Source organism: Aureimonas populi (assembly GCF_017815515.1).
GTDB lineage: Bacteria > Pseudomonadota > Alphaproteobacteria > Rhizobiales > Rhizobiaceae > Aureimonas > Aureimonas populi.
Genome location: NZ_CP072611.1, coordinates 2,035,097 through 2,060,991, shown reverse-complemented (window position 1 = coordinate 2,060,991; position 25,895 = coordinate 2,035,097). Strand labels below are relative to the sequence as shown.

Annotated in this window: 26 protein-coding genes; 7 read left to right on the top strand and 19 right to left on the bottom strand. The window is 67.9% G+C overall.

Features of this window, described 5'->3' with window-relative positions:
- Window positions 1-60: 60 nt before the first annotated feature.
- From J7654_RS09520 to J7654_RS09485, 8 genes are read right to left on the bottom strand one after another with little or no spacing between them, the layout of a single operon-like run.
- The gene (locus tag J7654_RS09520) at window positions 61-423 is read right to left on the bottom strand and encodes a DUF423 domain-containing protein (RefSeq protein WP_209735679.1); all 363 of its coding nucleotides are present in this window, start codon (window positions 421-423) and stop codon (window positions 61-63) included.
- A gap of 3 nt (window positions 424-426) precedes the next feature.
- Window positions 427-846, bottom strand: a complete 420-nt coding sequence (gene mnhG / locus J7654_RS09515; RefSeq protein ID WP_209735678.1) for a monovalent cation/H(+) antiporter subunit G — start codon at window positions 844-846, stop codon at window positions 427-429.
- Entirely contained in the window at window positions 843-1,226 is a 384-nt protein-coding gene (locus tag J7654_RS09510) for a cation:proton antiporter (RefSeq protein ID WP_209735677.1), read from the bottom strand. Before J7654_RS09510 ends, mnhG begins: the two co-directional genes overlap by 4 nt.
- Entirely contained in the window at window positions 1,223-1,696 is a 474-nt protein-coding gene (locus J7654_RS09505; RefSeq protein WP_209735676.1) for a Na+/H+ antiporter subunit E, read from the bottom strand. The genes J7654_RS09510 and J7654_RS09505 overlap by 4 nt, the downstream gene beginning before the upstream one ends.
- Complete coding sequence (locus J7654_RS09500; RefSeq protein WP_209740394.1) at window positions 1,693-3,354, bottom strand: proton-conducting transporter transmembrane domain-containing protein; 1,662 nt, start codon at window positions 3,352-3,354, stop codon at window positions 1,693-1,695. The genes J7654_RS09505 and J7654_RS09500 overlap by 4 nt, the downstream gene beginning before the upstream one ends.
- A gap of 46 nt (window positions 3,355-3,400) precedes the next feature.
- Window positions 3,401-3,778, bottom strand: a complete 378-nt coding sequence (locus tag J7654_RS09495) for a Na+/H+ antiporter subunit C (RefSeq protein WP_209735675.1) — start codon at window positions 3,776-3,778, stop codon at window positions 3,401-3,403.
- Window positions 3,778-4,197: an MnhB domain-containing protein gene (locus J7654_RS09490; protein WP_209735674.1), complete on the bottom strand. Its 420-nt coding sequence runs from the start codon at window positions 4,195-4,197 to the stop codon at window positions 3,778-3,780. Before J7654_RS09490 ends, J7654_RS09495 begins: the two co-directional genes overlap by 1 nt.
- The gene (locus tag J7654_RS09485) at window positions 4,194-6,572 is read right to left on the bottom strand and encodes a putative monovalent cation/H+ antiporter subunit A (RefSeq protein ID WP_209735673.1); all 2,379 of its coding nucleotides are present in this window, start codon (window positions 6,570-6,572) and stop codon (window positions 4,194-4,196) included. Before J7654_RS09485 ends, J7654_RS09490 begins: the two co-directional genes overlap by 4 nt.
- 381 nt (window positions 6,573-6,953) lie before the next feature.
- Here J7654_RS09485 and J7654_RS09480 point away from each other — a divergent pair, with 381 nt between their 5' ends.
- On the top strand, window positions 6,954-9,068 hold the full coding sequence (locus tag J7654_RS09480) for a S9 family peptidase (protein ID WP_209735672.1): 2,115 nt from the start codon (window positions 6,954-6,956) through the stop codon (window positions 9,066-9,068).
- A gap of 77 nt (window positions 9,069-9,145) precedes the next feature.
- Here the strand turns inward: J7654_RS09480 and J7654_RS09475 are convergent, their stop codons facing one another.
- Both J7654_RS09475 and J7654_RS09470 read right to left on the bottom strand, forming a co-directional pair.
- Window positions 9,146-9,748 (bottom strand): superoxide dismutase, encoded by a 603-nt coding sequence (locus J7654_RS09475; RefSeq protein WP_209735671.1) that lies wholly within the window; start codon window positions 9,746-9,748, stop codon window positions 9,146-9,148.
- A gap of 150 nt (window positions 9,749-9,898) precedes the next feature.
- Window positions 9,899-10,765, bottom strand: a complete 867-nt coding sequence (locus J7654_RS09470) for a branched-chain amino acid aminotransferase (protein ID WP_209735670.1) — start codon at window positions 10,763-10,765, stop codon at window positions 9,899-9,901.
- Between the two features lie 185 nt (window positions 10,766-10,950).
- Here J7654_RS09470 and J7654_RS09465 point away from each other — a divergent pair, with 185 nt between their 5' ends.
- The gene (locus J7654_RS09465) at window positions 10,951-11,670 is read left to right on the top strand and encodes a L,D-transpeptidase (RefSeq protein WP_209735669.1); all 720 of its coding nucleotides are present in this window, start codon (window positions 10,951-10,953) and stop codon (window positions 11,668-11,670) included.
- Between the two features lie 61 nt (window positions 11,671-11,731).
- Here the strand turns inward: J7654_RS09465 and J7654_RS09460 are convergent, their stop codons facing one another.
- On the bottom strand, window positions 11,732-12,007 hold the full coding sequence (locus tag J7654_RS09460; protein WP_209735668.1) for an NINE protein: 276 nt from the start codon (window positions 12,005-12,007) through the stop codon (window positions 11,732-11,734).
- A 62-nt stretch (window positions 12,008-12,069) separates the two neighbouring features.
- Entirely contained in the window at window positions 12,070-13,698 is a 1,629-nt protein-coding gene (locus J7654_RS09455) for a helicase HerA-like domain-containing protein (protein WP_209740391.1), read from the bottom strand.
- A 188-nt stretch (window positions 13,699-13,886) separates the two neighbouring features.
- Between J7654_RS09455 and J7654_RS09450 the strand changes: the two genes are divergently transcribed.
- The 3 genes from J7654_RS09450 (at window position 13,887) to J7654_RS09440 (ending at window position 17,382) form a co-directional block, all read left to right on the top strand.
- Window positions 13,887-14,237, top strand: coding sequence for a DUF2267 domain-containing protein (locus J7654_RS09450; protein WP_209735667.1), 351 nt, complete (start codon window positions 13,887-13,889; stop codon window positions 14,235-14,237).
- A 246-nt stretch (window positions 14,238-14,483) separates the two neighbouring features.
- Complete coding sequence (locus J7654_RS09445; protein WP_209735666.1) at window positions 14,484-16,424, top strand: putative bifunctional diguanylate cyclase/phosphodiesterase; 1,941 nt, start codon at window positions 14,484-14,486, stop codon at window positions 16,422-16,424.
- 181 nt (window positions 16,425-16,605) lie between these two features.
- On the top strand, window positions 16,606-17,382 hold the full coding sequence (locus J7654_RS09440) for an N-acyl amino acid synthase FeeM domain-containing protein (RefSeq protein WP_209735665.1): 777 nt from the start codon (window positions 16,606-16,608) through the stop codon (window positions 17,380-17,382).
- A gap of 57 nt (window positions 17,383-17,439) precedes the next feature.
- Here the strand turns inward: J7654_RS09440 and J7654_RS09435 are convergent, their stop codons facing one another.
- Window positions 17,440-18,441 carry an asparaginase gene (locus tag J7654_RS09435; protein ID WP_209735664.1) on the bottom strand — a complete coding sequence of 334 codons (1,002 nt, stop codon included), beginning with the start codon at window positions 18,439-18,441 and terminating at the stop codon, window positions 17,440-17,442.
- Between the two features lie 86 nt (window positions 18,442-18,527).
- Between J7654_RS09435 and J7654_RS09430 the strand changes: the two genes are divergently transcribed.
- Entirely contained in the window at window positions 18,528-19,268 is a 741-nt protein-coding gene (locus J7654_RS09430; RefSeq protein ID WP_209735663.1) for a DUF3750 domain-containing protein, read from the top strand.
- Window positions 19,269-19,349: 81 nt separating this feature from the next.
- On the opposite strand, the gene J7654_RS09425 is transcribed toward J7654_RS09430, so the two are convergent.
- The 5 genes from J7654_RS09425 to J7654_RS09405 form a co-directional block, all read right to left on the bottom strand.
- The gene (locus J7654_RS09425; protein ID WP_209735662.1) at window positions 19,350-20,114 is read right to left on the bottom strand and encodes an outer membrane protein; all 765 of its coding nucleotides are present in this window, start codon (window positions 20,112-20,114) and stop codon (window positions 19,350-19,352) included.
- 349 nt (window positions 20,115-20,463) lie between these two features.
- Window positions 20,464-21,300: an outer membrane protein gene (locus tag J7654_RS09420; protein ID WP_209735661.1), complete on the bottom strand. Its 837-nt coding sequence runs from the start codon at window positions 21,298-21,300 to the stop codon at window positions 20,464-20,466.
- A gap of 343 nt (window positions 21,301-21,643) precedes the next feature.
- Window positions 21,644-22,051, bottom strand: a complete 408-nt coding sequence (locus tag J7654_RS09415) for a Fur family transcriptional regulator (RefSeq protein ID WP_209735660.1) — start codon at window positions 22,049-22,051, stop codon at window positions 21,644-21,646.
- Window positions 22,048-22,854, bottom strand: coding sequence for a metal ABC transporter permease (locus J7654_RS09410; protein ID WP_209735659.1), 807 nt, complete (start codon window positions 22,852-22,854; stop codon window positions 22,048-22,050). Before J7654_RS09410 ends, J7654_RS09415 begins: the two co-directional genes overlap by 4 nt.
- Window positions 22,844-23,737: an ATP-binding cassette domain-containing protein gene (locus J7654_RS09405; protein ID WP_209735658.1), complete on the bottom strand. Its 894-nt coding sequence runs from the start codon at window positions 23,735-23,737 to the stop codon at window positions 22,844-22,846. Before J7654_RS09405 ends, J7654_RS09410 begins: the two co-directional genes overlap by 11 nt.
- Window positions 23,738-23,780: 43 nt before the next feature.
- On the opposite strand from J7654_RS09405, the gene J7654_RS09400 reads away from it, so the two are divergent.
- Window positions 23,781-24,707 (top strand): zinc ABC transporter substrate-binding protein, encoded by a 927-nt coding sequence (locus tag J7654_RS09400; RefSeq protein ID WP_209735657.1) that lies wholly within the window; start codon window positions 23,781-23,783, stop codon window positions 24,705-24,707.
- 58 nt (window positions 24,708-24,765) lie between these two features.
- On the opposite strand, the gene J7654_RS09395 is transcribed toward J7654_RS09400, so the two are convergent.
- The gene (locus tag J7654_RS09395; protein WP_209735656.1) at window positions 24,766-25,677 is read right to left on the bottom strand and encodes a class I fructose-bisphosphate aldolase; all 912 of its coding nucleotides are present in this window, start codon (window positions 25,675-25,677) and stop codon (window positions 24,766-24,768) included.
- Between the last annotated feature and the right edge of the window lie 218 nt (window positions 25,678-25,895).

Here is a 25,895-nt window from a genome sequence, read left to right as displayed (position 1 = left end):
TGCCGGCCGGCGCCCGTTCGGACGGCGGGTCGATAGTCGCCGAACGGTCTTAGAAGATCGTTACCTTCCCTTGCCGGCCGGAAGGACGGCGAGCGGCGCCAAGGACAGCCAGCCGAGCATCAGGAGCACGCCCCCGGCCGGCGCCGCATTGGGAAAGAGACGCGTTTCGAGGAACAGGCGCGCCGCAAGATCGCCCGAGAACAGGAGGACGCCGCCGATCCAGAACAGGCCGGGCAAGGCGGCGGCCCGGATGCGGCCGGGGCCGGCAAGTGCAAGCGCGAGAAGCGCCGGGGCGTGGACGAGCGCGATGGCCGCGGCCGTGGCCGCAAGCCGCGCCTCGGCGCCATGAGCCGCATAGGCCGCGCCCGCGACGCCGGCCGCCCCGAACAGCGCCGCGAAGAGGAGAAGCAGCCGCGCGGCCACGGCCTAGCTGCCTGGGCTGACGGGATCGGCAGGCTCGCGCCGGCGGGGCCGATCGTCCTGCTCGGGATCGGCCCGCTCTACCTCGCGCTTGGGCTCCACATAGGGCAGTTCGTCCTGCACCGAGCCTTCCCAGAGCTGGTAGCCGGCCGAATGAGCGGCCTTGCCCAGAAGATGCGCGGAAAGCGGGGCGGTGAGGAAGAAGAAGAAGATGGCGGCGATGGCGCGCAGCACCTCGGCCGTCTCGTTGGAGACAATGGCCAGCGCGACGAGGGTCAGCGCCGAACCCACCGTACCCGCCTTCGCGGCGGCGTGGACACGGGTGTAGAAGTCGGGAAAGCGCAGGAGCCCGAGCGCGGCGATCAGCACGAAGGAGGAGCCGGCGATGACGAACAGCCCGGCGATGATATTGGCGATCGCGCTCATTTGAGCATCTCCTCGCGGTCGAACGGCTCGCGCCGGCGGTGCCGCTCCTCGATGTCGCGCTTGGGCGTTTCCTGCACGGGCGAGCGCTCGGTATCGCCGCGCGCCATGATGAAGCGGGCGAAGGAAATGGTCGCCAGGAAGCCGACGAGGCCGAGCGCGATGGCCACGTCCACATAGAGCGTATAGCCCGTGTCGATGCCGATGACCGCCACGAAGCCGATGGAGCTGGCCGTCAGCACGTCGAGCCCCAGCACGCGGTCCGGCAGGGTGGGCCCCTTCCAGATGCGGAAGATGGTCATGACGAAGGCCACGCCCAGGAGGAAGAGCGCAAGGCTCAGCGAGAAGTCGAGGATGCGCTCGGAAATGTCGATCAGCCTCATCGCAGGGCCTCCAGAAGCCGGCGCTCGAAGCCTTGGGCGATGCGACGGCGCTCCGCGTCGGGATCGGAACAGTCGAGGGCATGGATGTAGAGCGTGGTCCGGTCCTCGGAAATGTCGAAGACGAGCGAGCCGGGCGTCAGCCCGATGAGGTTGGCCAGACACGCGATCTCGAAATCGCGATCCACCATCAGGCGGTAGGAGAAGACGCCGGGCTTCAGCTCATGGCCCGGCCGCAGCACGGCACCCGCCACCTTCACCGCCGACACGGCAATCTCGGCGATGAGGAAGGCCAGGAGCTGGAAGACCTTGACGCCCCGCGTGAGATAGCCGCCCGTCCCGATCTGCTCGCGGATGAGGAAAAGAACCATCGCGGCCAGCACGAAGCCGAACGCCAGGTTCGTCAGGCTGAAGGTGGCGGTGACGATGACCCAGACGAGCGCCAGGACGATGTTGACGACGAAGAGGTTCATCGAACGTCCCCCAGAACGGCGTTCAGATAACCGGCGGGCCGGAGCAGCTCGCCTGCGGCGGTATAGCTCAGCGAGGCCAGCCATTCGGGCCACACGCCGGCGATGACGACGAAGAGGCACAGGCCGACGAGCGGAATGAGCGCCAGCGGCCGGCCCGGCGGTGGCGCGCGGAAGGTCTCCTCCGCGATCTCCCTCGCCTCGGCCGGATCGGCCGCCCGCCCCAGCGCCGGCAGCGGCCGCCAGAAGCCGAGGGTGAAGATGCGGATGCTGGCGATGGTGACGAGGAAGCCCGAGAAGAGGACGCTGGCCGCGAGCCAGGGCAGGTCCGCCGCGAGCGTGGCGCGCACCAGGAGCATCTTGGGCCAGAAGCCGGAAAAGGGCGGAAGTCCGGAGACGGCCAGCAGAAGCACCAGGAACAGCGCCGAGAACAACGGATGGCGCCGCCACAGGCCGCCCATCTCGTGCAAGGAGGAGGAGCCGTTGCGGAAGGCGGCGACGCCGGCCGCCAGATAAAGCGCGGTCATCACCACGATGGAGTGCATGGCATAGAAGATCGAGCCCGCAAGGCCGCTGGCGAGCGTGCCCTGCGCGGCCAGGTTGGTGGCGCGCATCACGGCCGTCTGGTTTTCGATGACGCTGGCCGCCCCGGTCGTGATGATCGAGGTGCTTTCCAGAAGGGGCGGCACGGCGAAGCCGGCCAGGATCGTGCCGATTCCCGTGATGACCACATAGTTCAGGAGCCGGCGCACATCCGTCTGCGACAGGGCGCCGAGCGCGCCGATGACCATCGTCAGCCCCGCCATCCAGGCGATGAGAAGCCCCATCGCCTCGCGCTCAGGCGGAAACAGCATCAGCACGATACGCAGCATCGCATAGACGCCGACCTTGGTGAGCAAGCCCGCGAAGAGCGCCGACACCACGAAGCGCGGCGTGTGGTAGGAGGCCGGCAGCCAGAAGTTCAGCGGGAAGGCCGCCGCCTTCATGGAGAAGGCGACGAGGAAGAGCACCGCGATGGTCTGAAGCTCGCCCTGCCCCTCCATCTCGGCGGCCTTCACCGCGATGTCCGCCATGTCGAGCGTGCCGAAGATGCCGTAAAGATAGCCCGTGGTGAGCAGGAAGATGGTGGCGGCGATGAGGTTGAGGAAGCAGTACTTCGTCGCCCCGTCCAGTTGCTCGCGCTCCGAGCCGAGGATCAGGAGCCCGAAGGAGCCGATCAGCATCACCTCGAACCAGACATAGAGGTTGAACACGTCGCCCGTGAGAAACGCGCCCGACACGCCCGCCATCAGCATGAAGAGGAAGGGATAGAAGCCGTAGCGCCTTTCCTCCGAATCGATGGAGGCGATGGCGTAGATGCCGCAGGCCAGCCCCACGAAACCGGACACCGCCAGGAACATCGCGCTCGTCATGTCGGCGACGAAGCTGATGCCGAAGGGCGGACGCCAGCCGCCCATGGCCATGGAGCGCGGCCCGCTATTGGCGATCTCCACCAGAAGCGCGATATCCACGGCCAGCAGCACCACCAGCCCCGTGATCGCGACCGGCGGATGCCAGTGCATCTGTCGGCGCATCATCAGAAGCACGGAGCCGAACAGGAAGCAGACGAGGATCGGCAGGATCAGCAGCCAGTCGGCCAGCGATCCCTGCCCCAGCACCATGGAGTCGGCAATCAGGTCGTCGAGGCTCTGCGTCGCGGTCAAGGCTTCAATATCCGAGGGGCGGCAGCCCCTCGTCCTCCGGTTCGGCCACACGCATGCGGCGCGTGTCGTCAGTCTCGAGATCCTGATAGGCGCGATAGGTCAGCACCAGCAGGAACACGAACAGCGAAAACGAGATGACGATCGCCGTCAGCACCAGCGCCTGCGGCAGCGGGTTGGCGATCTCGGTGGGCGGCATGTCGAGACCGGACGGGATCAGCGGCGGCGCGATGGGCCCGAGGCGGCCGGCGGTGAAGATCGACAGGTTCACGGCATTGCCCAGGATCGCGACGCCGATCACCATGCGGATGATGTGCCGCGACAGCAGCAGGTAGATCGCGAAGGAGAACATGATGCCGGAAACGGCGGCGACGGCGACCTCCATCAGTCCGAATACCTTTCCTCGAGCGAGAGGGCGATGGCGCAGATCGCCCCGACGATGACGAGATAGACGCCGATGTCGAAGAACAGCGTCGAGGAAATCGGCACGTCTCCGCCCAGCGCCTGCGGGAAGGCCCACAGCCCGGTCATGAACTGGAAGCCGGCGAACACGGACGCCGCGCCCGAGAGCACCGCCATCGCCAGCCCGAAAGCGGCGTACACGATGGGATGGAAGTAGAGCGAGCGGCGCACCGCCTCCACGCCCACGGCCATGCCGTAGACGGCGATGGCGGAGGCGGCGATGAGGCCGCCGATGAAGCCGCCGCCCGGCTCGTTGTGCCCGCGCAGGAGCACGAACAGCGAGAAGAGGAACATGAGGGAGGTGAGATAGGGCGCGCTGACGCGGAAAATCACGGTTCTCATAGGCTCTCCGCCTGCGCCATGCGCTTCTTCTTCCGGGTTCCCTGCCGATCCTTCTTGGAGACGCGGATGCGCACCAGCGCCAGGATCGCGGCGCCCGTCGTCAGCACCACCGCGATCTCGCCCATCGTGTCCACCGCCCGGAAATCCACCAGGATGACGTTCACGATATTGCGGCCATGGGCCACGGTATAGCTGTAGCGGGTGAAGAACTCCGAGACGGACGAATCGAACGGCATCTGCGTCACGGACATCAGGAACAGGGCGAAGCCCAGCCCGCCCATGACCGCGAGCGCCATCTCGGGAATGACCTCGCGCCACGGCCTGCGGTCGGCCGGCATCAAGCGCAGGCGCGTCATCACGAGCGCCAGGATGGCGACCGAGAGGATCTCGACCATGAACTGGGTGAAGGAGAGGTCGGGCGCGCCGAGCAGCATGAACAGAAGCGCGACGGCCACACCCTGGATGCCGAGCGAGACGACGGCCGCCAGGCGGCTCTTGGCGTTGGCCACCACGAGCAGGCCGAGCACGATGAGACCGAGCACCATCCATTCGTAGAAATAAAGGCTCGGGAAGGGCACGCCGCTGGGCAGTGCGCCGGAGAAGACCATCGCGCTCCACAGGGCCACCACCACCACCAGGAAGGTGACGCGCATGTAATAGTCGAGCCGGCCGGGCTGGAGCACGTTGGTCAGCCGGAAGGACCCGGCGATCAGGCCGCGCATCAACTGGTCGAAGCCGCGATCGGGCCCCCAGCCGATCGCCGACAGGATACCCGCGATCCGCGCGCGCACCGCCTGCGACTTCCAGTACAGGAGCGCACCGGCAACGATGGTGACGATCGACAGATAGAGCGCCGGCCCGAGGTGGAACCCGACCGAGATGGTGATCGCCACGGCCTCGTCGATGGAGGGAGGCGCCATGGGGTTGGAGATGAACTGGTGGGTCACTTCCGAGAAGATGCCCGCCAGGAGCCCGATCACGCCCAGCAGCAGCGGCCCGAACCAGACGAGGAAGGAGGTCTCGTGCGCCTTGCGCAGGCCGGAGGGCAGCGATCCGACGAAGGGCTTGAGCGCCACCACCAGGATCGTGGCGAACATGACGGTGTTGCCCACCAGCGCGGCGGCCGTGACAAGATAGGCGTAGAGCCCCGGCCCGGCCTCGGCGACGGCCGCATAGACCTCCTCCTTGGCCAGAAAGCCGAAGAGCGGCGGCAGGCCGCCCATGGCGGCGGCACCCAGGAGCGCGGCGGCGAAGGTGACGGGCATGGTGCGCCACAGGCCCGCCAGCGCACGGATATCGCGCGTGCCCGCCCCGTGGTCGATGGAGCCCGCGACCATGAAGAGGCAGGCCTTCGCCAGAGAGTGGGCGATGAAGTAGAGGACGGCCGCTTCCAGCGCGAGCTCCGAGCCGATGCCGATGAGCATCACCAGCAGGCCGAGCGAGGCGACCGTCGTGTAGGCCAGCATCAGCTTCACGTCGCTCTGCCGGATGGAGAGCAGCGCGCCGACGACCAGCGTCACGCCGCCGAAGAGAGGCAGCACGATCTCCCAGAGCGGCGTGCCGCCGAGCATCGGAAACATGCGCATCAGGAGATAGATGCCGGCCTTCACCATCGTCGCCGAATGGAGATAGGCCGAGACGGGCGTCGGCGCCTCCATGGCGTTGGGAAGCCAGACGTGGAACGGCATCTGGGCCGACTTGGTGAAGGCACCGGCAAGGACGAGGATCAGGATCGGCACATAGGCGCCCGAGCGCATGATCGCTTCCGGGTCGTCGATCAGCCCGCTCATGGACGAGATGCCCGTGACCTCGCGGATGAGGATGAGCCCCGCGAAGAGGGCGAGCCCGCCGCCACCCGTGATCACCAGCGCCTGCAACGCGCCGCGCCGCGCCGTCTCCCTCTCGTGCTCGAAGCCGATGAGCAGGAAGGAGGTGATCGAGGTCAGCTCCCAGAAGATGAACAGGGTGATGAGGTCGTCCGACAGGACGAGGCCGAGCATCGAGCCCATGAACATGAAGATGAACGCGAAGAAGCGGCCCTGCTTGGCGCTCTTCGACAGGTAGCCGCCCGAATACAGGACGATCAGCGCGCCGATGCCCAGCACCAGCAGCGCGAAGGCATAGGACAGGCCGTCGAGGCGGAACGAGAATCGCACGCCGAACGAGGGAATCCAGTCGAAGCCGGCCACCATGATCTGCCGGCCCTGGATCTGCTCGCTCAACGCGAAGACCAGCAGGAAGCCCGCGGCGGGGAAGAGAGCCAGTATGTAGGGAGCCAGGCGCCCCGTGAGGCGCACCACCGGCGATGCCACAAGGGCGCCGATGAAGGGAAACGCAACCGCCAGATAGAAAAGCTGCTCGTACCAGGCGATCATTCGCGCGCGGTCCCCTCGATTCGGCTGATGTGTCTCCGGGCGTTGTTCCCCAGGCGCAACCTATGGCGGCTCGTTGCTTTTGCAAGGCGCGGGGCCGGCTTTCAACCCCACCCCAGCAATTTTCGGGCCGTTTCGCCCCGCTTGCCGCCAAACGGCCAGCCGCCTACCTAGGGCGCGCATGAAAACGAGCGGAGAAACGAACATGGAAGGCGCGACGACGGTGCGCGACGGCGGCCAGGATTCGCGCTACCGATACGCCCTTCGGGCCACCAGCCCTACGGCCCGCGCCGCGACGCGCCGGGCTTCGACCGCGACGGCGCCTCCGGCGCCCGTTTCCCCTATCGGCGAACCACCCTTCGCCCCTGCACGAGTTCCCCGACCATGCCCCACACCGACCGCACGCTTCCCCTGCCCCCCTACGCCGAGATGCGCCCCGTGGAGGACGAGCGGCATGGACGCAGGCGCCGGGACGACTATGCCTGGCTGCGCGCCGGCAACTGGCAGGAGATGTTCAAGGACACCGCCCTGCTCGACCCGGCCATTCGCGCGCATCTGGAGGCCGAGAACGCCTATCAGCGCGCGATGATGGCCGGCAGCGAAGCCCTTTCGCGCGAACTGGTGGCGGAGATGCGCGCGCGCATCAAGGAGGACGACAGCTCGGTACCCGCCCCCGACGGCCCCTTCGCCTACGGCATCGCCTACCGGACGGGCGCGGAATATCCGCGCTTCGTGCGCACGAAGCGGGAGGGCGGCGAGGAGACGGTGCTCCTGGACGCGGAGAAGGAGGCGGCGAGCCGGGCCTATTTCGCGCTCGGCGGCGTCTCGCACTCGCCCGATCATACGCATCTGGCCTGGGCGCATGACGATAAGGGCTCGGAGTTCTACGCCCTCTCCATCCGCGACCTCGCGACGGGAGAGGACCTGCCCTACCGCATCGAGGACACGAGCGGCGCGGTGGCCTGGAACGACCGCGGCACGGGCTTCTTCTACACCCGGCTGGACGCCAACCACCGGCCGAGCCGCGTCTTCTACCACACGCTCGGCAGCGACCCGGCCTCCGACCGCCTGATCTACGAGGAAACCGACAGCGGCTTCTTCATGGGCGTGGGCGAGACGCAGGGCGGCAGCCATATCGTGATCGACATTCACGACCACGAGACCTCGGAAGCCTGGCTGATCCCCGCCTCGAACCCCTCCGCCGAGCCGCGCCTTGTAGCCAGGCGCGAGACGGCGGTGGAATACGACGTGGACGAGGGCGAGGACAGGCTGTTCATCCTGACCAATGCGGACGGCGCGCGCGACTTCAAGATCGTCACCGCGCCCCCTCACCTGCCCGGGCGCGAGCACTGGAGCGACTATGTCCCGCACGAGGACGGGCGGCTGATCCTCGGCCATCTCGTGCTCAAGCGCCATCTGGTCTGGCTGGAGCGCCGCGACGGGCTGCCGCGCCTCGTCGTCAAGCGCCTCTCGGACGGGCAGGAGCACGCGGTCGCCTTCGAGGAGGAAGCCTACTCGCTGGGGCTGGGCGGCACCTACGAGTTCGACACCACCACCATCCGCTTCTCCTATTCCTCGATGACGACGCCCACACAGACCTACGACTACGATGTCGAGACGCGGGAGAAGCGGCTCCTGAAGACGCAGGAGGTGCCGTCCGGCCATGACGCCTCGGCCTATGTCACACGCCGCATCATGGCGCCGGCGGCCGATGGCGAAACCGTGCCGGTCTCCCTCCTCTACCGCCGCGACACGCCGCTGGACGGCACCGCGCCGCTGATGCTCTACGGCTATGGCTCCTACGGCATCACCATTCCCGCCTCGTTCAGCACCAATGTGCTGAGCCTCGTGGATCGCGGCTTCGTCTATGCCATCGCCCATGTGCGCGGGGGCAAGGACAAGGGCTTCCGCTGGTACGAGGCCGGCCGGCGGCGGCACAAGGCCAACACCTTCACCGACTTCATCGCCGCGGCCGACCATCTCGTGGCACAGGGCTTCACCTCCTACGAGCGGATCGTGGCGCAGGGAGGCTCGGCCGGCGGGATGCTGATGGGCGCTGTCGCCAACATGGCGCCGGAGAAGTTCGGCGGCATCGTCGCGGTCGTGCCCTTCGTCGACGTGCTCAACACCATGCTGGACGACACGCTACCGCTGACGCCGCCCGAATGGCCCGAATGGGGCAACCCCATCGCCTCCCCCGAGGACTACGAGGTGATCGCCGGCTACAGCCCCTACGATAATGTGCGCGAGCAGGCCTACCCGCCGATGCTGGTGCTGGCCGGGCTGACCGATCCGCGCGTGACCTATTGGGAGCCAGCCAAATGGGTGGCCCGCCTGCGTGCGCGCAAGACCGACGCCAACCCGGTGCTCCTGCGCATCAATATGGATGCCGGCCACGCCGGCGCCTCCGGCCGCTTCGCGCGGCTGGAGGAAACCGCGACGATCTACGCCTTCGCGCTGGGGCTGATGGAGAAGAAGCAGGCCGCCGAAGCGGCTTGAGGGCGTCGGCCTTCGGCCAACGAAAAAGGCCTCGCCCTTTCCGGGCGAGGCCTTCGAACTCCTGAAACCGATGGGGCTCAGCCGCGGGCGGCCTCGTAGCGCTCCAGCACGTAGTCCCAGTTGATCAGGTTGTCGACGAAGGCCTCGAGATATTTCGGCCGCGCGTTGCGGTAGTCGATATAGTAGGAATGCTCCCAGACATCGACGCCGAGAATGGGCGTGGCGCCGTGTACGAGCGGGTTCTCGCCGTTCGGCGTCTTCGAGATCTCGAGCTTGCCGTCCTTCAGCGAGACCCAGGCCCAGCCGGAACCGAACTGGCCCTTGCCAGCCTCGATGAAGTCCGTGCGGAACTTGTCGTAGCCGCCCAGGTCGCTGTCGAAGGCGGCCTGCAGAGCGCCGGGCAGACTCTTGCCGCCGCCGTTCGGCGCCAGCCACTTCCAGAAATGGATGTGGTTGTAGTGCTGGGCTGCGTTGTTGAAGAGCGGCTGGTTCTTCCCGTAGGACTGCTTCACCACCTCCTCGACGCTCGCATCGCCGAGGCCGGCGTCGGCGGCCAGCTTGTTGCCCATCTCGACATAGGCGTTGTGGTGCTTGTCGTGATGGTACTCCAGCGTCTCCTTGGACATGTAGGGCTGGAGGGCATCGTAGGCGTAGGGCAATTCGGGGAGGGTGAAAGCCATTGGGCGTCTCCTTCTGGTTCCTCTTGCGCGGCAAGGCCGGAACCGGCCCGCCTCGCCGCGATGAACTCGCGTGGCTAATCTAGGGATAAAACCGCGCCTGTCAGCGGCATTGTTTTGCAAAACAGGCGGTGGAAGCGGGAAAATCGGCCTTTAGGCGGCGCCCTGCCGGGCGAAGCGCCAGTAGAGCTCGCGCGCGCGCTCGTAACGGGGGCCGGGCTGGAACTGGCGGCCCTCGAAGCGCGTGACAGGCACGACCTTGGAATGATTGCCGGTGGAGAACACCTCGTCGGCATTCAGGAAATCCTCCACCGTCAGCGATGCCTCGACCACCTCGACGCCGTCCTGCCGCAGGAGCTCGATCACCCGGCGGCGGGTGATGCCGTTCAGGAAGGTGCCGTTGGGCGCGGGCGTGAAGACGACGCCGTCCCGGCCCATGAAGATGTTGGAGCTGCCCGTTTCGGCGATGTTGCCGATGGCGTCGCGGATGAGCGCGTTGTCGAAGCCGCGGGCCTTGGCCTCCAGGATGGCCCGTCCGCTATTGGGGTAGAGGCAGCCGGCCTTGGCGGCGGTGGGCGCCGATTCGGGCGTCGGGCGCCGGAAGGGCGAAAGGCCGAGCGAGAAGCCGCTCGAGGGGATCATCGGCGATTCGTAGAGGCAGAGCGCGAAGCGCGTCGAGGCCGGATCGGCCGGCACGCCCATGTAGCCGCCGTCCTCGGCCCAGTACATCGGCCGGATATAGACCGCCGTCTCGCCGTCGAAGCGGCCGAGCCCCTCCAGCGTCAGCCGCTCGATCTCCCTGGCCGGCACCGTGGCCGACAGGCCCAGCGCCTCGGCCGAAACGTTGACGCGCGCGCAGTGCAGGTCGAGATCGGGGGTGAGCCCCTCGAACCAGCGCGCGCCGTCGAACACCGTGGAGCCCAGCCACATGGCGTGGCTGCGCGGGCCGATCAGGCCGGGGTTTCCTTCCAGCCACTCGCCGTCCACGAAGGTCAGGGTGCGGGAGAGTTCTTGCGCCATCGGGTCGGTTCCATCCGTCTATCCTCAAGCGGCCTGATAGGACGACGTGGGCCTCTTGTCACGATGGACGTGTCGGCAGGGAACGATTTGGCCATTGATTTGTTGGAGAGTGAAAGCGACACGCCGACGCGCTGAAGAGACGATCCGCAAAGGACGCGAGCGCCGGCTTTCCCGAAGGCTGGACGATGAGCAAAACCCTGAACCATGGCGGACTCTCCCGCAGGCATCTTCTTCTCGGGCTCGGCGCGGGCGCCGCGCTCTCGCTGACCGGCTGCATGTCGGCCGGCGGCCGGGCGCCGATCACCGCCTATGCGCCCCAGCGCCCCCCGGTCCGGCCCGCCGTGTCGCCCGAATATGCGGCGGCCTACGGGCCGATCAGCGACGGCGGCTTCAACATTCCCGGCATCGACTTTTCCCGAGTCGACCCGCAATATCTGCGCCGCGAGGTGGATTATTTCGGCGCCGAGACGCCCGGAACGATCATCATCGACACGCCGACTCGCTTCGCCTATCTCGTGCGGCCGGGCAACCGGGCCATCCGCTACGGCGTGGGCATCGGCCGCGACGGGTTCGAGTGGGACGGTCGCGCCCGCGTCCAGTACAAGCGCCAATGGCCGACATGGACGCCGCCGCGCGAGATGATCGCGCGCCAGCCCGAGCTGGAGCGGTTTGCCGACGGGCAGGCGCCCGGTCTCGACAACCCGCTCGGCGCGCGCGCGCTCTATCTCTTCCAGAACGGCGAGGACACGCTCTACCGCCTGCACGGAACCCCGGAATACTGGACCATCGGGCGCGCCGTCTCCTCAGGCTGCGTGCGCTTCATGAACCACGACATCATCGACCTCTACGACCGCGCGGAGGATGGCGCGACGGTGATCGTGAACCAGGGCCCCGCCACGGTCTGAGGGCCGGAGCGGACGGAATGTGGAAGGGCGGGCCTGCGGGCCCGCCCTTTTTCGTGGGCGCTCAGCCCTCTATGATGCGCCCGGAGCGCGCGCGCTGCGCCTCGGCCATGGCGTCCAGGCGCTGTTCCTCCGAGCGGATGAGCCGGCGCTCCAGATTCTGCTCGCGCAGCATGGAGGGCAGGAGGAAGAGGTCGATGAGCTGGCCGATGCCCAGAAGGCCGAAGGTGAGCAGCCAGAGGAGGCCGGTCCAGAACCGGCCGAGATAGAAGCGATGCAGCCCGCAGATGCCGATGAGGCAGCAGAGCCAGAGCACGAAGGCCGCGGGGCCGGATTTCATCGGCGTTTCTCCTGTACGATTCGGTCCTTCCAGATAGGTCGCGACGTGGCGCGATGCGAGGGTCAGCGACCCCTCTTCAGGCCGCCCAGCAGGCCGCGCAGGATTTCCCGCGTGATGGTGGAGGCAGCCGTGCGCCCCACCTGCTTCATCACCGTCTCGGCCATGCTCTGCCGGCGATAGCCCGAGCGCGGCACCGAGGCGGTGCGCCCGCGCGGCGCGGGCGCGGCGTCCTCGCGGCCGAAATCGGGGATGGGCAGCCGGCGCTCGTCCCCGGCCGGGGCTTCGGCGCGCGCCCTTGCCGCCTCGGCGCGGCGCTCGGCCTCGCGCGAGCGGCGCTCGTTCGCCTCGCTCTCCTGCGCCCGGGCCTGCTCCTCCCTCGCCAGCTCCTCGTCCGCGCGCCCGTTCAGGATCTCATAGGCGGACTGGCGGTCCGCGGCGGTCTCGTAGCGCCCGAGGACGGGGCTGCGGGCGACGATCTCGGCCCGCTCCGCTTCGCTCGCCGGGCCGACGCGCGCGGCGGGCGGGCGGATCAGCGTTCGCTGCACCACGCTCGGCGCGCCGCCCGCCTCCAGGGTGGACACCAGCGCCTCGCCGGTGCCGAGCCGGGTGATCGCCTCGAAACTGTCGAAATCCGGGTTGGGGCGGAAGGTGGAAGCGGCGGTGCGCACCGCCCTCTCCTCGCGCGGCGTATAGGCCCGCAGCGCGTGCTGGACGCGGTTGCCGAGCTGGGCGAGCACCGTCTCGGGCAGGTCGAGCGGGTTCTGCGTGACGAAGAAGACGCCGACCCCCTTGGAGCGGATCAGCTTGACGACCTGCTCCACCCGCTCCACCAGAGCCTTGGGCGCATCGGCGAAGAGGAGATGGGCCTCGTCGAAGAAGAAGACGAGCCTGGGCTTGTCCGCGTCGCCCACCTCCGGCAGCTCCTCGAAAAGCTCGGAGAGCAGCCAGAGCAGGCAGGTGGCATAAAGGCGTGGCGAGCGCATCAGCCTGTCGGCGGCCAGCACGTTGACCATACCCCGCCCTTCCCGGTCCGTGCGGATGAGGTCGGCGATGGACAGCGCCGGCTCGCCGAAGAAGAGCGCCGCCCCCTGGTTCTCCAGGATGAGGAGCTGGCGCTGGATGGCGCCGACCGAGGCCTTGGCGACATTGCCGTAGAGGCGCGAAATGCGGTCGGCATTGTCGGAGAGATGGGCGAGCGTCGCCTGGAGATCCTTCAGGTCCAGGAGAAGCAGGCCCTCCTCGTCGGCGATGCGGAAGGCGATGTTGAGGACGCCCTCCTGCGCGGGCGTCAGTTCCATGAGCCGCGAGAGGAGGAGCGGGCCCATCTCCGACACCGTGGTGCGGACCGGATGCCCCTTCTCGCCCCAAATGTCCCAGAAGACCGTGGGGAAGACATCGTTGTAATAGGGCTCGAGCCCGATGGCGGCGGCGCGCTCGACCAGGAAGTCCCTCGGCTCGCCGCGCAGGGCGATGCCCGAGAGGTCGCCCTTTACATCCGCGCAGAACACCGGCACGCCGGCGTCGGAAAAGCCCTCGGCCAGGACCTGGAGCGTCACGGTCTTGCCCGTGCCGGTGGCGCCGGTCACGAGCCCGTGGCGGTTGGCCGCGCGCAGGTCGAGATACTCGCCCGCAAGGCGCGTGTCGTCCGGCGCCCGGCTCGTCCCGAGATAGATCCGCCCCTCTTCCAGCATGTGCATTCCCTCTCCGCCGAGTCAGACATCATGCCTAGCAAAACCACGGGCTGCCCCCAAGCTGGATTGACGCTCCCGTAAACGTCAATTTCACCATTGCGCCGGGTCGGCGGCTTTGCCATCTTTCGCACCGATTGCCCCAAGCGGATTTCGGCCCGTCGCGGGCCATGCCCAGGTCAGGAATTGTCATGCAGGATCTTTACGCCCGTATCGCCGGAGCCGCCGACACGTCCGAGGACGTCGCCCGCCAGTCCGTCGCCCACATCCTCGCCTTCATGCAGGCCGAGAGCGACGATCCGGCGGTGGGCCGCATGGTCGCCGAAACGCCGGGCGCGAGCGAGGCACTGGCCGCGACGGATGGAGCGGACGGCAGCGGCGGAATCATGGGCCTGGGCGCCCGGCTGATGGCGCTGGGGCTCGACATGGGCCAGATTCGCGCCGTGGCCGAGGAGCTGGTCTCCTTCTCCAAGGCCCAGTTGGGCGAGGAGACCGTGGACGACGCGATCGCCTCCGTTCCCGCGCTCGCGCAGTTCGTCTAGCTTTTTGGGCCGCGCGGCGGAATGGCGCCTGCCGCACGGCGAACAGCTCCGACCCCGACGCGACCACACGCGGCGCGAGAAAAAATCCTCGTCTTGCCCGCCGCGTTAATGCGATCTTAACCCTCGATGCAACCAATAGATCGGTTTGCCGGTTATTCAGTGTTTTGCATCCCTCAGTAACGGAAAATTGCGGGTTCCCGCGCCAGTCTCCACCGTTAAGCCCAGGTGGCGACGACTGGTAAGCATATGGAATCTGGACCTCTGAAGTCGATCATAGCGCGCCCGCGAGACGAGCGTGCGCATGTGGTCGAGTCGCTCTACGGCGAGAGGCGATCCTTCCTGGTCGGCGGGTTCGCCCTTGCCGCCGCCGGCAGCATAACGGCCTGGCACGCGCAGACGCTCAGCCTCTGGGTCATCACGGCGCTGATGGCCATGATGACGACCATCCGCTATTGCGCCTTCGAGATCTTCCTGGCCAACCAGTCGCAGGCCGACCGGCACCCGCGCTTCTGGAAACGGCTCTACTGGGGCCTCGGCGTCCTGCACCTGTTCATCATCGGCTTCTGGACCACGCTGGTCTTCTGGCAGACGGACGACCAGTTCTCGCAGCTCCTGTGTATGATGGCGGCGCTCGCCTACCTGATCGGCACGCAGGGGCGCAACTTCTCCAGCCTCGGCCTCGTGCGATTCCAGCTCCTGGCCTGCGTCCTGCCGATGCTGCTGGCCTTCTACGCGCGCGAGGCCGTCTGGGGCATCTTCTTCAGCCTGTTTCTCGTCGCCTTCTACATGTCCTTCATGGAGACCTCGGCGCATCTGCGCCGCATCTTCCGGGACATGATCCGCACCTCGGCCGTGAACTGGGAGCTTGCCCATACGGACGCGCTGACGGGCCTGCCGAACAGGCCCAGCATGCAGGAGGCCATCCGCAACGCCATCGCGGGAGGGCACCCCTTCGCGCTGCACTTCCTCGATCTCGACCATTTCAAGCGGGTGAACGACACGCTCGGCCATCTGGCGGGCGACCAGTTGCTGCGCCAGACCGCGACGCTGCTCCAGCGCGCGGTGGGGCAATCGGGCGTCGTCTCGCGCTATTCCAGCGATGAGTTCGTCATCCTGCAGCTCATCTCCGGCAGGGAGCGCACGCCCGCCGCGCTGGCGGAGGAGCTTCTTGCCGCGCTCAGCCGCCCCGTCGTCGTCAACGGCGTGACGATGCGTGGGGGATGCAGCATCGGCATCGCCCAGTATCCGCGCGATGCCGCTAGCTTCGAGGCGCTGGCCCATCTGGCCGACATGGCGCTCTTCGAGGCCAAGGAGGGCGGCCGGGGACGCATCGTCCAGTCACGCCCCGGCATGCGCGACCGGGCCGCCGACCGCCTGCGGCTGGAAAGCGAGTTGCGGCGCGCGCTGGAGGACGGCTCCATCGAGCTCTACTACCAGCCCATCGTGCTCAACGGCTCGCTGAAGATCGCCAGTTGCGAGGCGCTGGTGCGCTGGCGCCACGCCACGCGCGGCAATCTCTCGCCGGGTGAATTCCTGGCCGTGGCGGAGGAAGCGGGCCTCATGAACGCGCTGACCGACCGCACCTTCGAGTTGGGCTGCCAGGCGGCGGCGGCCTGGCCGGAGACGATCGGCATCTCGATCAACCTCTCGCCCAGCCAGCTCTGCCGGGACGACATCATCGAGATGATCCTGGCCAGAGTGGCCGAGGCGCGGCTCGACCCGCGGCGGCTGGAGATCGAGGTGACGGAGCACATGCGGCTCGACCTCCAGCCCAACATCCGCGAGAAGCTCAACGAAATCAGCGCCAAAGGCATTCGCCTGGCCCTCGACGACTTCGGCACCGGCTACTCCAATCTCGGGCAGATCGCGCGGCTGCCCTTCAACAAGATCAAGCTCGACAAGCAGTTCCTGGAGGATATCGAGACGGACGAGCGGGCGCTCGCGGTGCTGCGCGGCGCCGTGCAGTTCATCGCGCCGCTCGGCCTCGAGATCGTGCTCGAAGGGCTGGAGACGGAAAGCCAGATCCACTTCGCCCTGTCCGAGAAGGGCATATCGCATCTCCAGGGCTATGCCTTCGGCCCACCCATGCCCGCCGCGTCGATCCGCGACTTCCTGCATGCCTCGGCCCGGGTGGACAAGCCCCGCGCCGCCGGCGGTGAAGAGCCCCAGTCGGCACGCCTGCACTAGCAGCCCGCCGCGCCCGCATCCCCGTCAGACCGCTCCCTCCCGGCCTGAGACGCCTCGTTCCGGGAAATCATAAGTGCGCCTTAACCATATCCGTAAATTTTAATTAAAATTTATCGAAATTTGCTCACCCTCCTTGTCGCACGCCCCTTCGCTGCGGTGCAACAAACGAGAGGATCGAGCCTTGACGGATGCCGTGGAGAGAACGAACGGGGACCGCAAGGAGAGCGAAGCGCCGGAGCTTTCCTACCGCCGCGTGGTCAACGACGCGCAGTTGGAAGACATCGTGCGCCTGCGCTATCGCTGCTACCGCCGCGAAGGCATGATCGACCCCCTGCCCGAGCCGCGCTTTGCGGACCGATACGACGAGGACCCCAACGTCTTCATCTTCGGCGTGGAGCTGGAGGGCGCGCTGGTGGCCTCGCTGCGCATCCACGTCGCCTCGCCCGAAATGCCGTTCTGCGCGAGTTTCGAGACCTTCCCCGAAATTCTCGGCGCGATGCTGGATCGGGGCGAATCCTTCGTGGACCCCACGCGCTTCGTCGTGGACCGCACCTTCCGCCGGGCGATGGCGCAGATTCCCTTCGCCACCGTGCGCCTCGCCGCCATGGCGGCGGAGCACTTCCAGACCACCCATGTCCTGGCGACGGTGCGCGCCGAACATGCGCCCTTCTACCGGAGGTTCTGCGACATGGAGGTACTGGCGCCCCCGCGTCAGTACCAGAGCCTGAAGCGCCCGCTCGGCCTTCTCGCCGGGCGCTCGGAGGAGATCAGCCGCTCGGTCTACCCCCGCCATCCCCATTTCGCCTCCACCCATCGCGAGAGGGTGAAGCTCTTCGGCCTCTCACGGCAGATCGGCCTCGGCATGAACGAGCCGCCGGCGCTCAACGACAATGGCGAGGAGAGCTGGCACCTGTCGGAGCGGCCGGCCAACTCCAACGCTCCGACGTCGATCTCCTAGCGCTTCTCCCCCAATCCGAAGCGCGGCAGGATCGGCGCGCGACTTGCCGCGAGCGCTCTAGAAGCCCGTGGGGCGGATCTCTCCCGTCTCACGGCCTTCCCAGTTGCGCATCGTCTTGCGCGACAGGGCATCGTAGCGCTCGGACAGGGCGGGGTCGTGGTCGCGCAGGATGGCGGCCAGCGTGGCGGCGACGCCGGCCTCCGAGGCGCGGGTCGCGCCATCCTCCACCTTCAGGGCAAAGCCGAGGCCAAGTTCTGGCACCGTCCCGCAGAACACGCCTTCCGCGCCGGTCTTGGCGAAGACGCGCCCGGGCGCGGCCTGCATCAGCGCCGCGCAGGCCCGGCCGGTTCCCGACATGTCCCACGGCTCGGCCATGCACGCCGCCATCAGCCGGCGCCCGGCCTCCGCGCGCGCAGGCTCCACACCCTCGCCCGAGGCGAGGGAGGCAAAACCGCGCGCGAACGCGGCGAGCGGCGCGGCATAGGTGGCGATGGAGCACCCGTCCGTGCCGCAGGAATCGGCGTCCAGCCTCGTGCGCGCCAGCGCCTCGATCACGCCCTTCACCCGCTTCTGCACCGCGTGGCCGGCCTCCACATAGCCGGCCGTCGCCTCCCCGAGATGAACGGCCGTGCAGAGGAAACCGGCATGCTTGCCCGAGCAGTTGTTGCCGAGCGGCCTGGGCGCGCCGCCGCGCCGGGCAAGGTCCAGCGCCACGGGCAGATCGAAGGGCCAGTGGCAGCCGCATTCGAGCGCCCCCTCCTCCAGTCCGGCGCGCGCCAGCATGTCGCCGGCCAGCGCGACATGCCCGTCCTCGCCCGAATGGGAGGCGCAGGCGAGCGACAATTCGCGCTCGCCGAATCCATAAGCATCCGCCGCGCCGCTCTCCACCAAGGGGATCGCCTGGAATATCTTGACGGCCGAGCGCGGGAAGATCGCGGCCTCAAGGTCCCCGCGCGAGAACACGGGCCGGCCGGCCGCATCGACGACGGCGACGGCGCCGCGATGGCGGCTCTCCACCCGCGCGCCGCGGGTGATCTCGATCACAAAGGGGTCAGTCATCGGCATTCCGGTTGAGAGGCGGCGGTCCTGCGACTAGCTGCCGTATACGAGCGCGCTCGCGCCCGCCAGCACCTGTCCGGCAGCTCATGACCCTTTTGCGTTTGATTCTTCTCGGCATCGGCGTGGTCTACGTCCTGCCGGCCATCGCCGCCGCGCTTCTGTGGCATATGGGCGAGCATCCGCGCTCCTGGCGGGACGCGGACTGGAGCTCGGCGGCGATCCTGCCCTCCCCGCCCACGGCCGATGGCGCGCAGATCATGGTGCTCGCCGCGCGCACGGGCGGGCTGAAGGGCGCGGTCTCGGAGCATTCCTGGATCGTCATCAAGCGCCCCGGCGCGAATCGCTACGAGCGGTTCGACAAGGTGGGCTGGGGCCGGCCGATCCGGCGCGACGCCTATGCGGCGGATGCGCGGTGGTATTCCAACGTGCCGCGCGTCGTGGCGCGCATGGACGGAGCGGCGGCGGTGGCGGCGATCCCGGCGGTGCTGGCGGCGGTGGAGAGCTACCCCTTCGCCGAACAGGGCGGCTACCGCCTGTTTCCGGGGCCGAACTCCAACAGCTTCGTCGCCCACGTGCTGCGCGAGGTGCCGCAGATCGGCGCGGTGCTGCCCCCGGCGGCCGTGGGGCGCGACTATCCCACGGGCGGGCGCATCATCACCGTGGATGCCGACGGGCGCGACCTGCATGTCTCGCTCCTTGGCTATGCCGGCTTTTCGCTCGGCATGAGGTCGGGCGTGGAGGCCCATTTCATGGGGCTGGTCGCCGGGTTCGACCCCTTGCGTCTTGCCTTGAAGATTCCCGCCTTCGGCACGGTCTCGCTGCGGTAAGCGCCGGACAAAAAGAAACCGCCGACCCGAGGGCCGGCGGTTTCTTGACACTCGAACCGGACGAGCCGGTCGTCGGTCCGCTTAGTTGAAGCGGAACGAAGCCTTGGCCCACACGGTGTGGAAGTCGAGGTCGGTCGAGGACGAGGTCGTGAAGTCCTGCACGCCGGCCGGGCCGTCGTAGGCGACGGTGACGTCCGAGGAGCCGAGGTCGTGGTACAGGTACTCCACGCCGACCGAGAAGTTCTGCGTCACGAGGTAATCGACGCCAGCGCCAACCGCGTAACCGACGTCATCGGTGTCTTCCGAAACCGAGACGGCGTAGGTCGAGCCGCCGATGTCGATGGCAGCCGGGCCCGAGAAGGTGTGGCTGATGTCGGCGTAGGCCAGACCACCGGTCGCGTAGATCGCGAAGCGATCGGCCGCGAAGCCGGCCTTGGCGCGGACGGTGCCGACGAAGTCGATTTCCGACGTCGAGCCGAACGTGCTCGTCGAGCCCGGGAGACCGTAGAACGCGGTGCTCTCGGCGTCGATGTAGCTGATGTCCGCAACCGCACCGACGATGAAGTTGTTGATCTGGTAGTCGTAGCCGACGTGCACGCCGCCGATGAAGCCGGCGTCGCCGTCGTCGTTACCGCCGACGAAGGCGCTGGAACCGAGCTCGAACGGGCCGGAGTCCGGGTTGAAGGCAACGCCGGCCTGGCCACCGGCGTAGAAGCCGGTCCAGGTGAAGGCGGGCTCGAAGGCGATCGGGGCCGCCGGGGCCATCGGCTCTTCGTAGATCACGTCGGCGGCCATGGCCGGCGTGACGAAGGCGGCGGAGGCCAGGAGAAGGGCAAAACGGTTCATGACTATACTCCAAATGTCGCTCGAAGCGACGTTCGATCATCCGGGCCGACGATGCGTCCCCCCGAGTGATGTGACCCGATCCAATTAGGCCGGGGTTGAGGCGAATTATGGTCGCGCGGTCACAAATGACAGTGGCGTTTCCGCGTTCCCGACCGCTGTGTGGCGTTGCGGCCACATGGCCCCTGAACCAGCTATCAGCGTTCGGAAGCACAATGGCAGCTCAACCTTAAAACAGACTTAAGCGGTTGAGTTAATGCAGAAAATTCTATCAGTTAATGCCCGGCGGATGAGCTTGAACGGGGCGGCCTGGAAGGGCCGCCTCGTTCACGTTCGGATACGAAGTGTGATCTCAGTTGAAGCGGTAGGAGAGCTTCGCGGTGATCGTGTGGAAGTCGAAGTCGCCGGGCGAGGTGAAGTCGGTGAACTCGCCGTCGACCGTCACGCCGGGAGCGGCGTTACCGTCGAACGGGCCGCCGTTCAGCCGCGTGACGGAATCGCCGCCGCCCATGTTGGTGTAGAGATACTCGGTGCCGAAGGAGAGGTTCTCGGTGATCTTCAGCTCCATGCCGCCGCCGACCGAGTAGCCCCAATGGTCCTCGTCCTTGAAGACGACGGCCGGATTGGCGGGCGTGGCCGCCGGGCTGTCGGTGGTGAAGGAATAGCCGACCTCGCCATAGGCGGCGCCGCCCGTGGCGTAGGCGAGCACGGTGGGGGTGATGAGGTAGCCGGCGCGAAGGCGCGCGGTCGCCACATAGTCCAGGTCGCGCTCGATCGTGTAGAACGCCGGCGTGTTGGAGAAGGAGCTCTGCGACATCGCGATGTCCGTCGCGTTGATGTCGAGGATGCCGCCGACCACGAAGCGGTCGAACTGGACATCGTAGCCGACATGCGCGCCGCCGACGAAGCCGCTGTCGAAGGAGGAGTCGAAATTGTTGCCGAAGGCGCCGCTGATCGAGCCGGCCGGGAAGTTGGCGACCGTGTCCCCGAACGAGGTGAAGATGCCCTGGCGGTCCGGCGAGGACGGGTTGAACGCGCCGCCGCCCTGAAGGCCGAGATACAGGCCGGTCCAGCCCGACTCGACCGGGGCGAGGACGACCGGTGCCGCCGGCTCGTCATAGATCACGTCGGCGGCGAAGGCGGGCGCCGAGAAGGCGGTTGCGGCGAGAAGAAGTGCGATGCGCTTCATGTTGGATGCTCCAGTCAGGCTGCCAGAGGCGCCTTCGATTGTTCTGAACCCCGTGTCGGCCTGCCCCCTCCAGGGTGGTTCGGCCTGACCGCGTCGTCTGATTCGACAATTGTCCAACCGGGCGGGGCGAACAAGACGGTGGATTCGGCTTGCCCGAGTCCTGTTGCAAAGCTGCAACTTAAAGTGGAGGCCGGCCGAGCCGGGCGGCGAACGCATCCCCCTGACCGGATTGGGGAATTTGCCAAGAAAGCGGCCTAAAGCGCGGTTTTCCCTACCGATTCACATAAACGTCAGACGCCGCGCCCGATCCATATGCAACCGGTCCTGGAATGTCACACTGGCTTTATCCGGCGGCCAGGCAGCCGGCGCACAGGCCGGAGATTTCGAGCGTCGCGGCGTGGGGCGCGAATCCCTGCCCGGTTGTCATCGCTTTCACACGCGCCTCCAGCGCCTCGTCGCAGACCTCGCGGATATGGGAGCAGCGCTGGCAGACGAGGAAGACGAGGGCATGGGGCCCAGCCCCATGGATATGCTCGTGCGCGCAGGCGAGAAAGGCGTTTCGGCTTTCCAGCCGGTGGACCAGCCCCTTCTCCCCCAGGCTCTTCAGCGCCCGGTAAATCTGCGGTGGAGCGCGCAGGCCTTCGCCGCGCAGCGCCTCCAGCAGCGCGTAGGCCGTCTGAGCGCCCGTGCCCCGGCGCAGCGCGGCGAGGACGAGGGCCTCGTTGCGCGTCAGCTTCGCCTCCCGTCTCAAGACGCGGCCCTCCTCTCCCGCCCGCCGGGGAGCGCGAGCCCCGCCAGGAACGCCGTAAGCGCAGCGACGACGATGGCCGGGCCGGGCGGCGTGTCGAAAGCGAGCGAGCCCATGAGGCCCGCGAGCACCGCCGCCACGCCGATGCAAGCGCTCGCAAGGGCCATGCGCTCCGGGTTGGCGGAAAGCCGGCGTGCGGCCGCCGCCGGGATCACCAGCATGGCGGTGACGAGCAGGACGCCGACGATCTTGATCGCGACGGCCACGAGGGCGGCCACGAGAACGAGCAGGAGAAGCCGCATCGCCTCCGGCCGGCGCCCCTCGGCCGCGGCGATCTCCGGGCTGACGGTCGAGGCGATGAGATCGCGCCAGAAGAAGGCGAGAAGGCTCAGTATGGCGACCCCCGCCACCGCGATCAGCACCACGTCGCCCCAGGCGACGGCCAGGATGTCGCCGAAGAGGAGGCTCGACAGATCCACCCGCACCCCCGGCATGGAGGACGCCACGACGACGCCGAGGGAAAGGGCCGAATAGGACAGGATGCCGAGAAGCGAATCCGTGGAATAGCCGCCCACGCGCTCCAGCGCGGCCAACAGGCCGGCAAAGGCCAGCGCGGTGGCGAAGATGGTGGCCGCCGGCGGCAGGCCCGTGAGGAGCGAGAGGCCGACGCCGAGGAGGGAGGCGTGGGCGATGGTCTCGCCGAAATAGGCCATCCGCCGCCATACGACGAAGCAGCCGAGCGGCCCGGCGATGACGGCCACGCCCATGCCGGCCGCCAGCGCCCGCAGGAAGAACTCAGCGAACATGGGGCTCCTCCGCGTGAAGATGGGGCAACGGCGCGGGGGCGTGATGGGCGCAGCCGGCCTCGTGGGGCACAGGCACCACGCGCCCGTCCGAAAGATGCGCGTGGTCGTGATCGTGGCGGTAGAGCGCCAGGGCACCGGCGCCGCGAGCACCGAAGAGAGAGACGTATTCCGGGCTCTGGGCAACGCTTTGCGGCGAGCCCTGGCAGCAGACATGGCCATTGAGGCAGATGACCGTATCGGTCTGCGCCATCACGATATGCAGATCGTGCGAGACGAGCAGGATGCCGCAGCCCAGGCGGCGGCGGATATCGGCGATCAGCTCGTAGAGCGATATCTCCCCGGCGTGGTCGACGCCCTGCACCGGCTCGTCGAGCACCAGCAGCTCCGGCCGCCCGGCGATGGCGCGCGCCAGAAGCACGCGCTGGAACTCACCGCCCGAAAGCTCGGCCATGCGCGCCTTGCGAAGATGGGGCACGCCCGTCTCCTCCAGCGCGGCGCGAAGGTCGCGCTCGGGCAGGCGGCGCGTCAGGCGCATCATGCGCTCCACGTCGAGCGGAAGGGTGGCGTCCACGGCCAGCTTCTGCGGAACATAGCCCACGTTCAGGCCCGCCCGCCGCAGCACCTGCCCCTCATCGGGCCGCTCTATGCCCAGAAGCGCCTTCACCGTCGTGCTCTTGCCCGAGCCGTTCGGCCCGATCAGCGTGACGATCTCGCCCGGCGCGACGCGAAGATCGACATGGCGCACCAGCCAGCGTCCCCCTCGCCGCACCCCCAGGCCACGGCCCGTCAACAACGCATCGACAATGGGGCGCAAGGGCAACTCCTCAGGGCGGCCTCGCGCCGGAGCACGAGGGGCACGGGTTGACAGGCTCGATCTGCGCATTGTTATAGAATAACATAACAACTGGATGCAAGCAGGACCCTCCATGCCCTCTCGCCTTCTCGTGGCGGGCGCCCTGACGCTCGGCCTCTCGGCCGGCCCGTCACTCGCCGAGCCTCCCCGCGTCGTGGCTTCGATCAAGCCGATCCATTCCCTCGTCGCGGCGGTGATGCAGGGGGTCGCGGAGCCCGAGCTGCTGCTGGACGGAGCCGTCTCGCCCCACACCTATGCGATGCGCCCCTCCGACGCGGGCAAGCTGGCCGAGGCGGATATGGTGGTGTGGGCCGGCGCCGGGGTGGAAAGCTTCCTCGGCCGGGCGCTCGCCACCCTCGCCCCCGGCGCCGAGATCGTGGAGGCCGGCTCGCTCAAGGGGCTGAAACGGCTTGCCTATCGCGAAGGTGGCCTCTTCGAGCCGCATGACCACGCGGAAGACGGGCATGGGCACGATGACATGCCCGACGCCCATGTCTGGCTGGACCCGGCGAACGCGCAGGTCATCGTCGCGGCGCTCGGCGAGCGGCTGGCGGCGGCGGACCCCGGCAACGCCGAAGCCTATCGCGAGAATGCCGGGGCGATGCACGCGCGGCTCGGCGCGCTGGACGGCGAGATCGCCGAACGGATGGCGCCCGTCGCCGGCCGCCGCTTCCTCGTCTTCCACGACGCGTTCCAGTATTTCGAGGAGGCCTATGGCCTTCAGGCGACCGGCTCGGTGGTCGTCAGCCCCGAGATCGCGCCGGGCGCAAGGCGCGTGGCCGAGTTGCAGGCCCGGATCACGGAAACGGGCACGCGATGCCTCGTGGCCGAGCCGCAATTCCCGCGCGAGATGGTGGACATGCTGGCCGCCGATGGCACGAGGATCGCCGTGCTCGACCCCAACGGCGCGGCCATCGAGGCGGGCCCGCTTCAATACGAGGAGATGATGCGGGCCAATGCGGCGGCACTGGCCGCCTGCCTGGCCGATCCGGCCCGATGAAACGAAAAGGGCCGGCGAGGATGCCGGCCCTTTTCGCATGACAAGGGAGCCTCAGGGCTCAGGCGTAGATGTCCATCACCTCGTTGAGGAGCTTGATGGCATCCTCGCGGGAGCGCTGGAAGGAGTTGCGGCCGATGATGGAGCCGTTGCCGCCGCCGTCGCGGATGGCGCGCACCTCGTCCAGAAGCTCGGACGTGTTCTTGGCCGCGCCGCCGGAGAACACCACGATGCGCTTGCCGGCGAAGGACGCCTGCATGATGTGGCGCACGCGGTCCGCCCCGGACTCGCGCAGGATCTCGTTCTTCTCGTAGGTCGCCTTGGCGTCGGCCAGGTCGACATGGGAGGTGGGCAGCTTCACCTTGATGATGGTGGCGCCGAGCAGGGCGGCCATGTGAGCCGCATAGGCGATGATGTCGAGGCCGGTCTCGCCCTCCTTCGACACCTTGCCGCCGCGCGGATAGGACCACACCACCGTCATCAGGCCGCGCGACTTGGCCTGGAGCGTGATCTCGCGCAGCTCCTCCATCATGCCGTAGGAGGCTTCGGCGCCCGGATAGATGGTGAAGCCGACGCCCACGCAGCCAAGGCGGAGCGCGTCCTCGACCGTGCCCGTCAGTGCCTGGTCCTGGTTGGTGACGAGGGAGTTGCCCGAATTGAGCTTGAGGATCAGCGGCACCTCGCCGGCGAAGGTGTCGGCCCCCGCCTCCAGAAGGCCGAGCGGCGCGGCATAGCCGGACACGCCCGATTCGATGGCCAGCTCGTAGAGATAATGCGGGTCGTAGGCGACGGGGTTGGGCGCGAAGGAGCGCGCCGGGCCGTGCTCGAAGCCCTGGTCGACCGGCAGGATCACGAGGCGGCCGGTGCCCGCCAGACGACCGTGCATGAGCAGGCGCGACAGGTTGGACTTCAGGCCGGGCGTCTCGCCCTCGTACCAGGACAGGATCTTGCGGACGGTCTCGGTTCTGAGCATGGGACCTCTCGGATGAGCAGCGCGTGGCGCGCCGCGAATGATCGTGCCTTGCGTTCTGCTAGGCCGCGCCCGCGAGGTAAAGATGGAAGGTCGTGCCCGGCCACATTAAAATCGGTTCAAACGCCAGGCGCAGGGTGACGGCGGGGGAATCGGAACCGAATCGGAGCCCGGAGGGCGGCTGGAGGCGGGCCACGACGCCCCGCCTCCCCTTCCCGGTC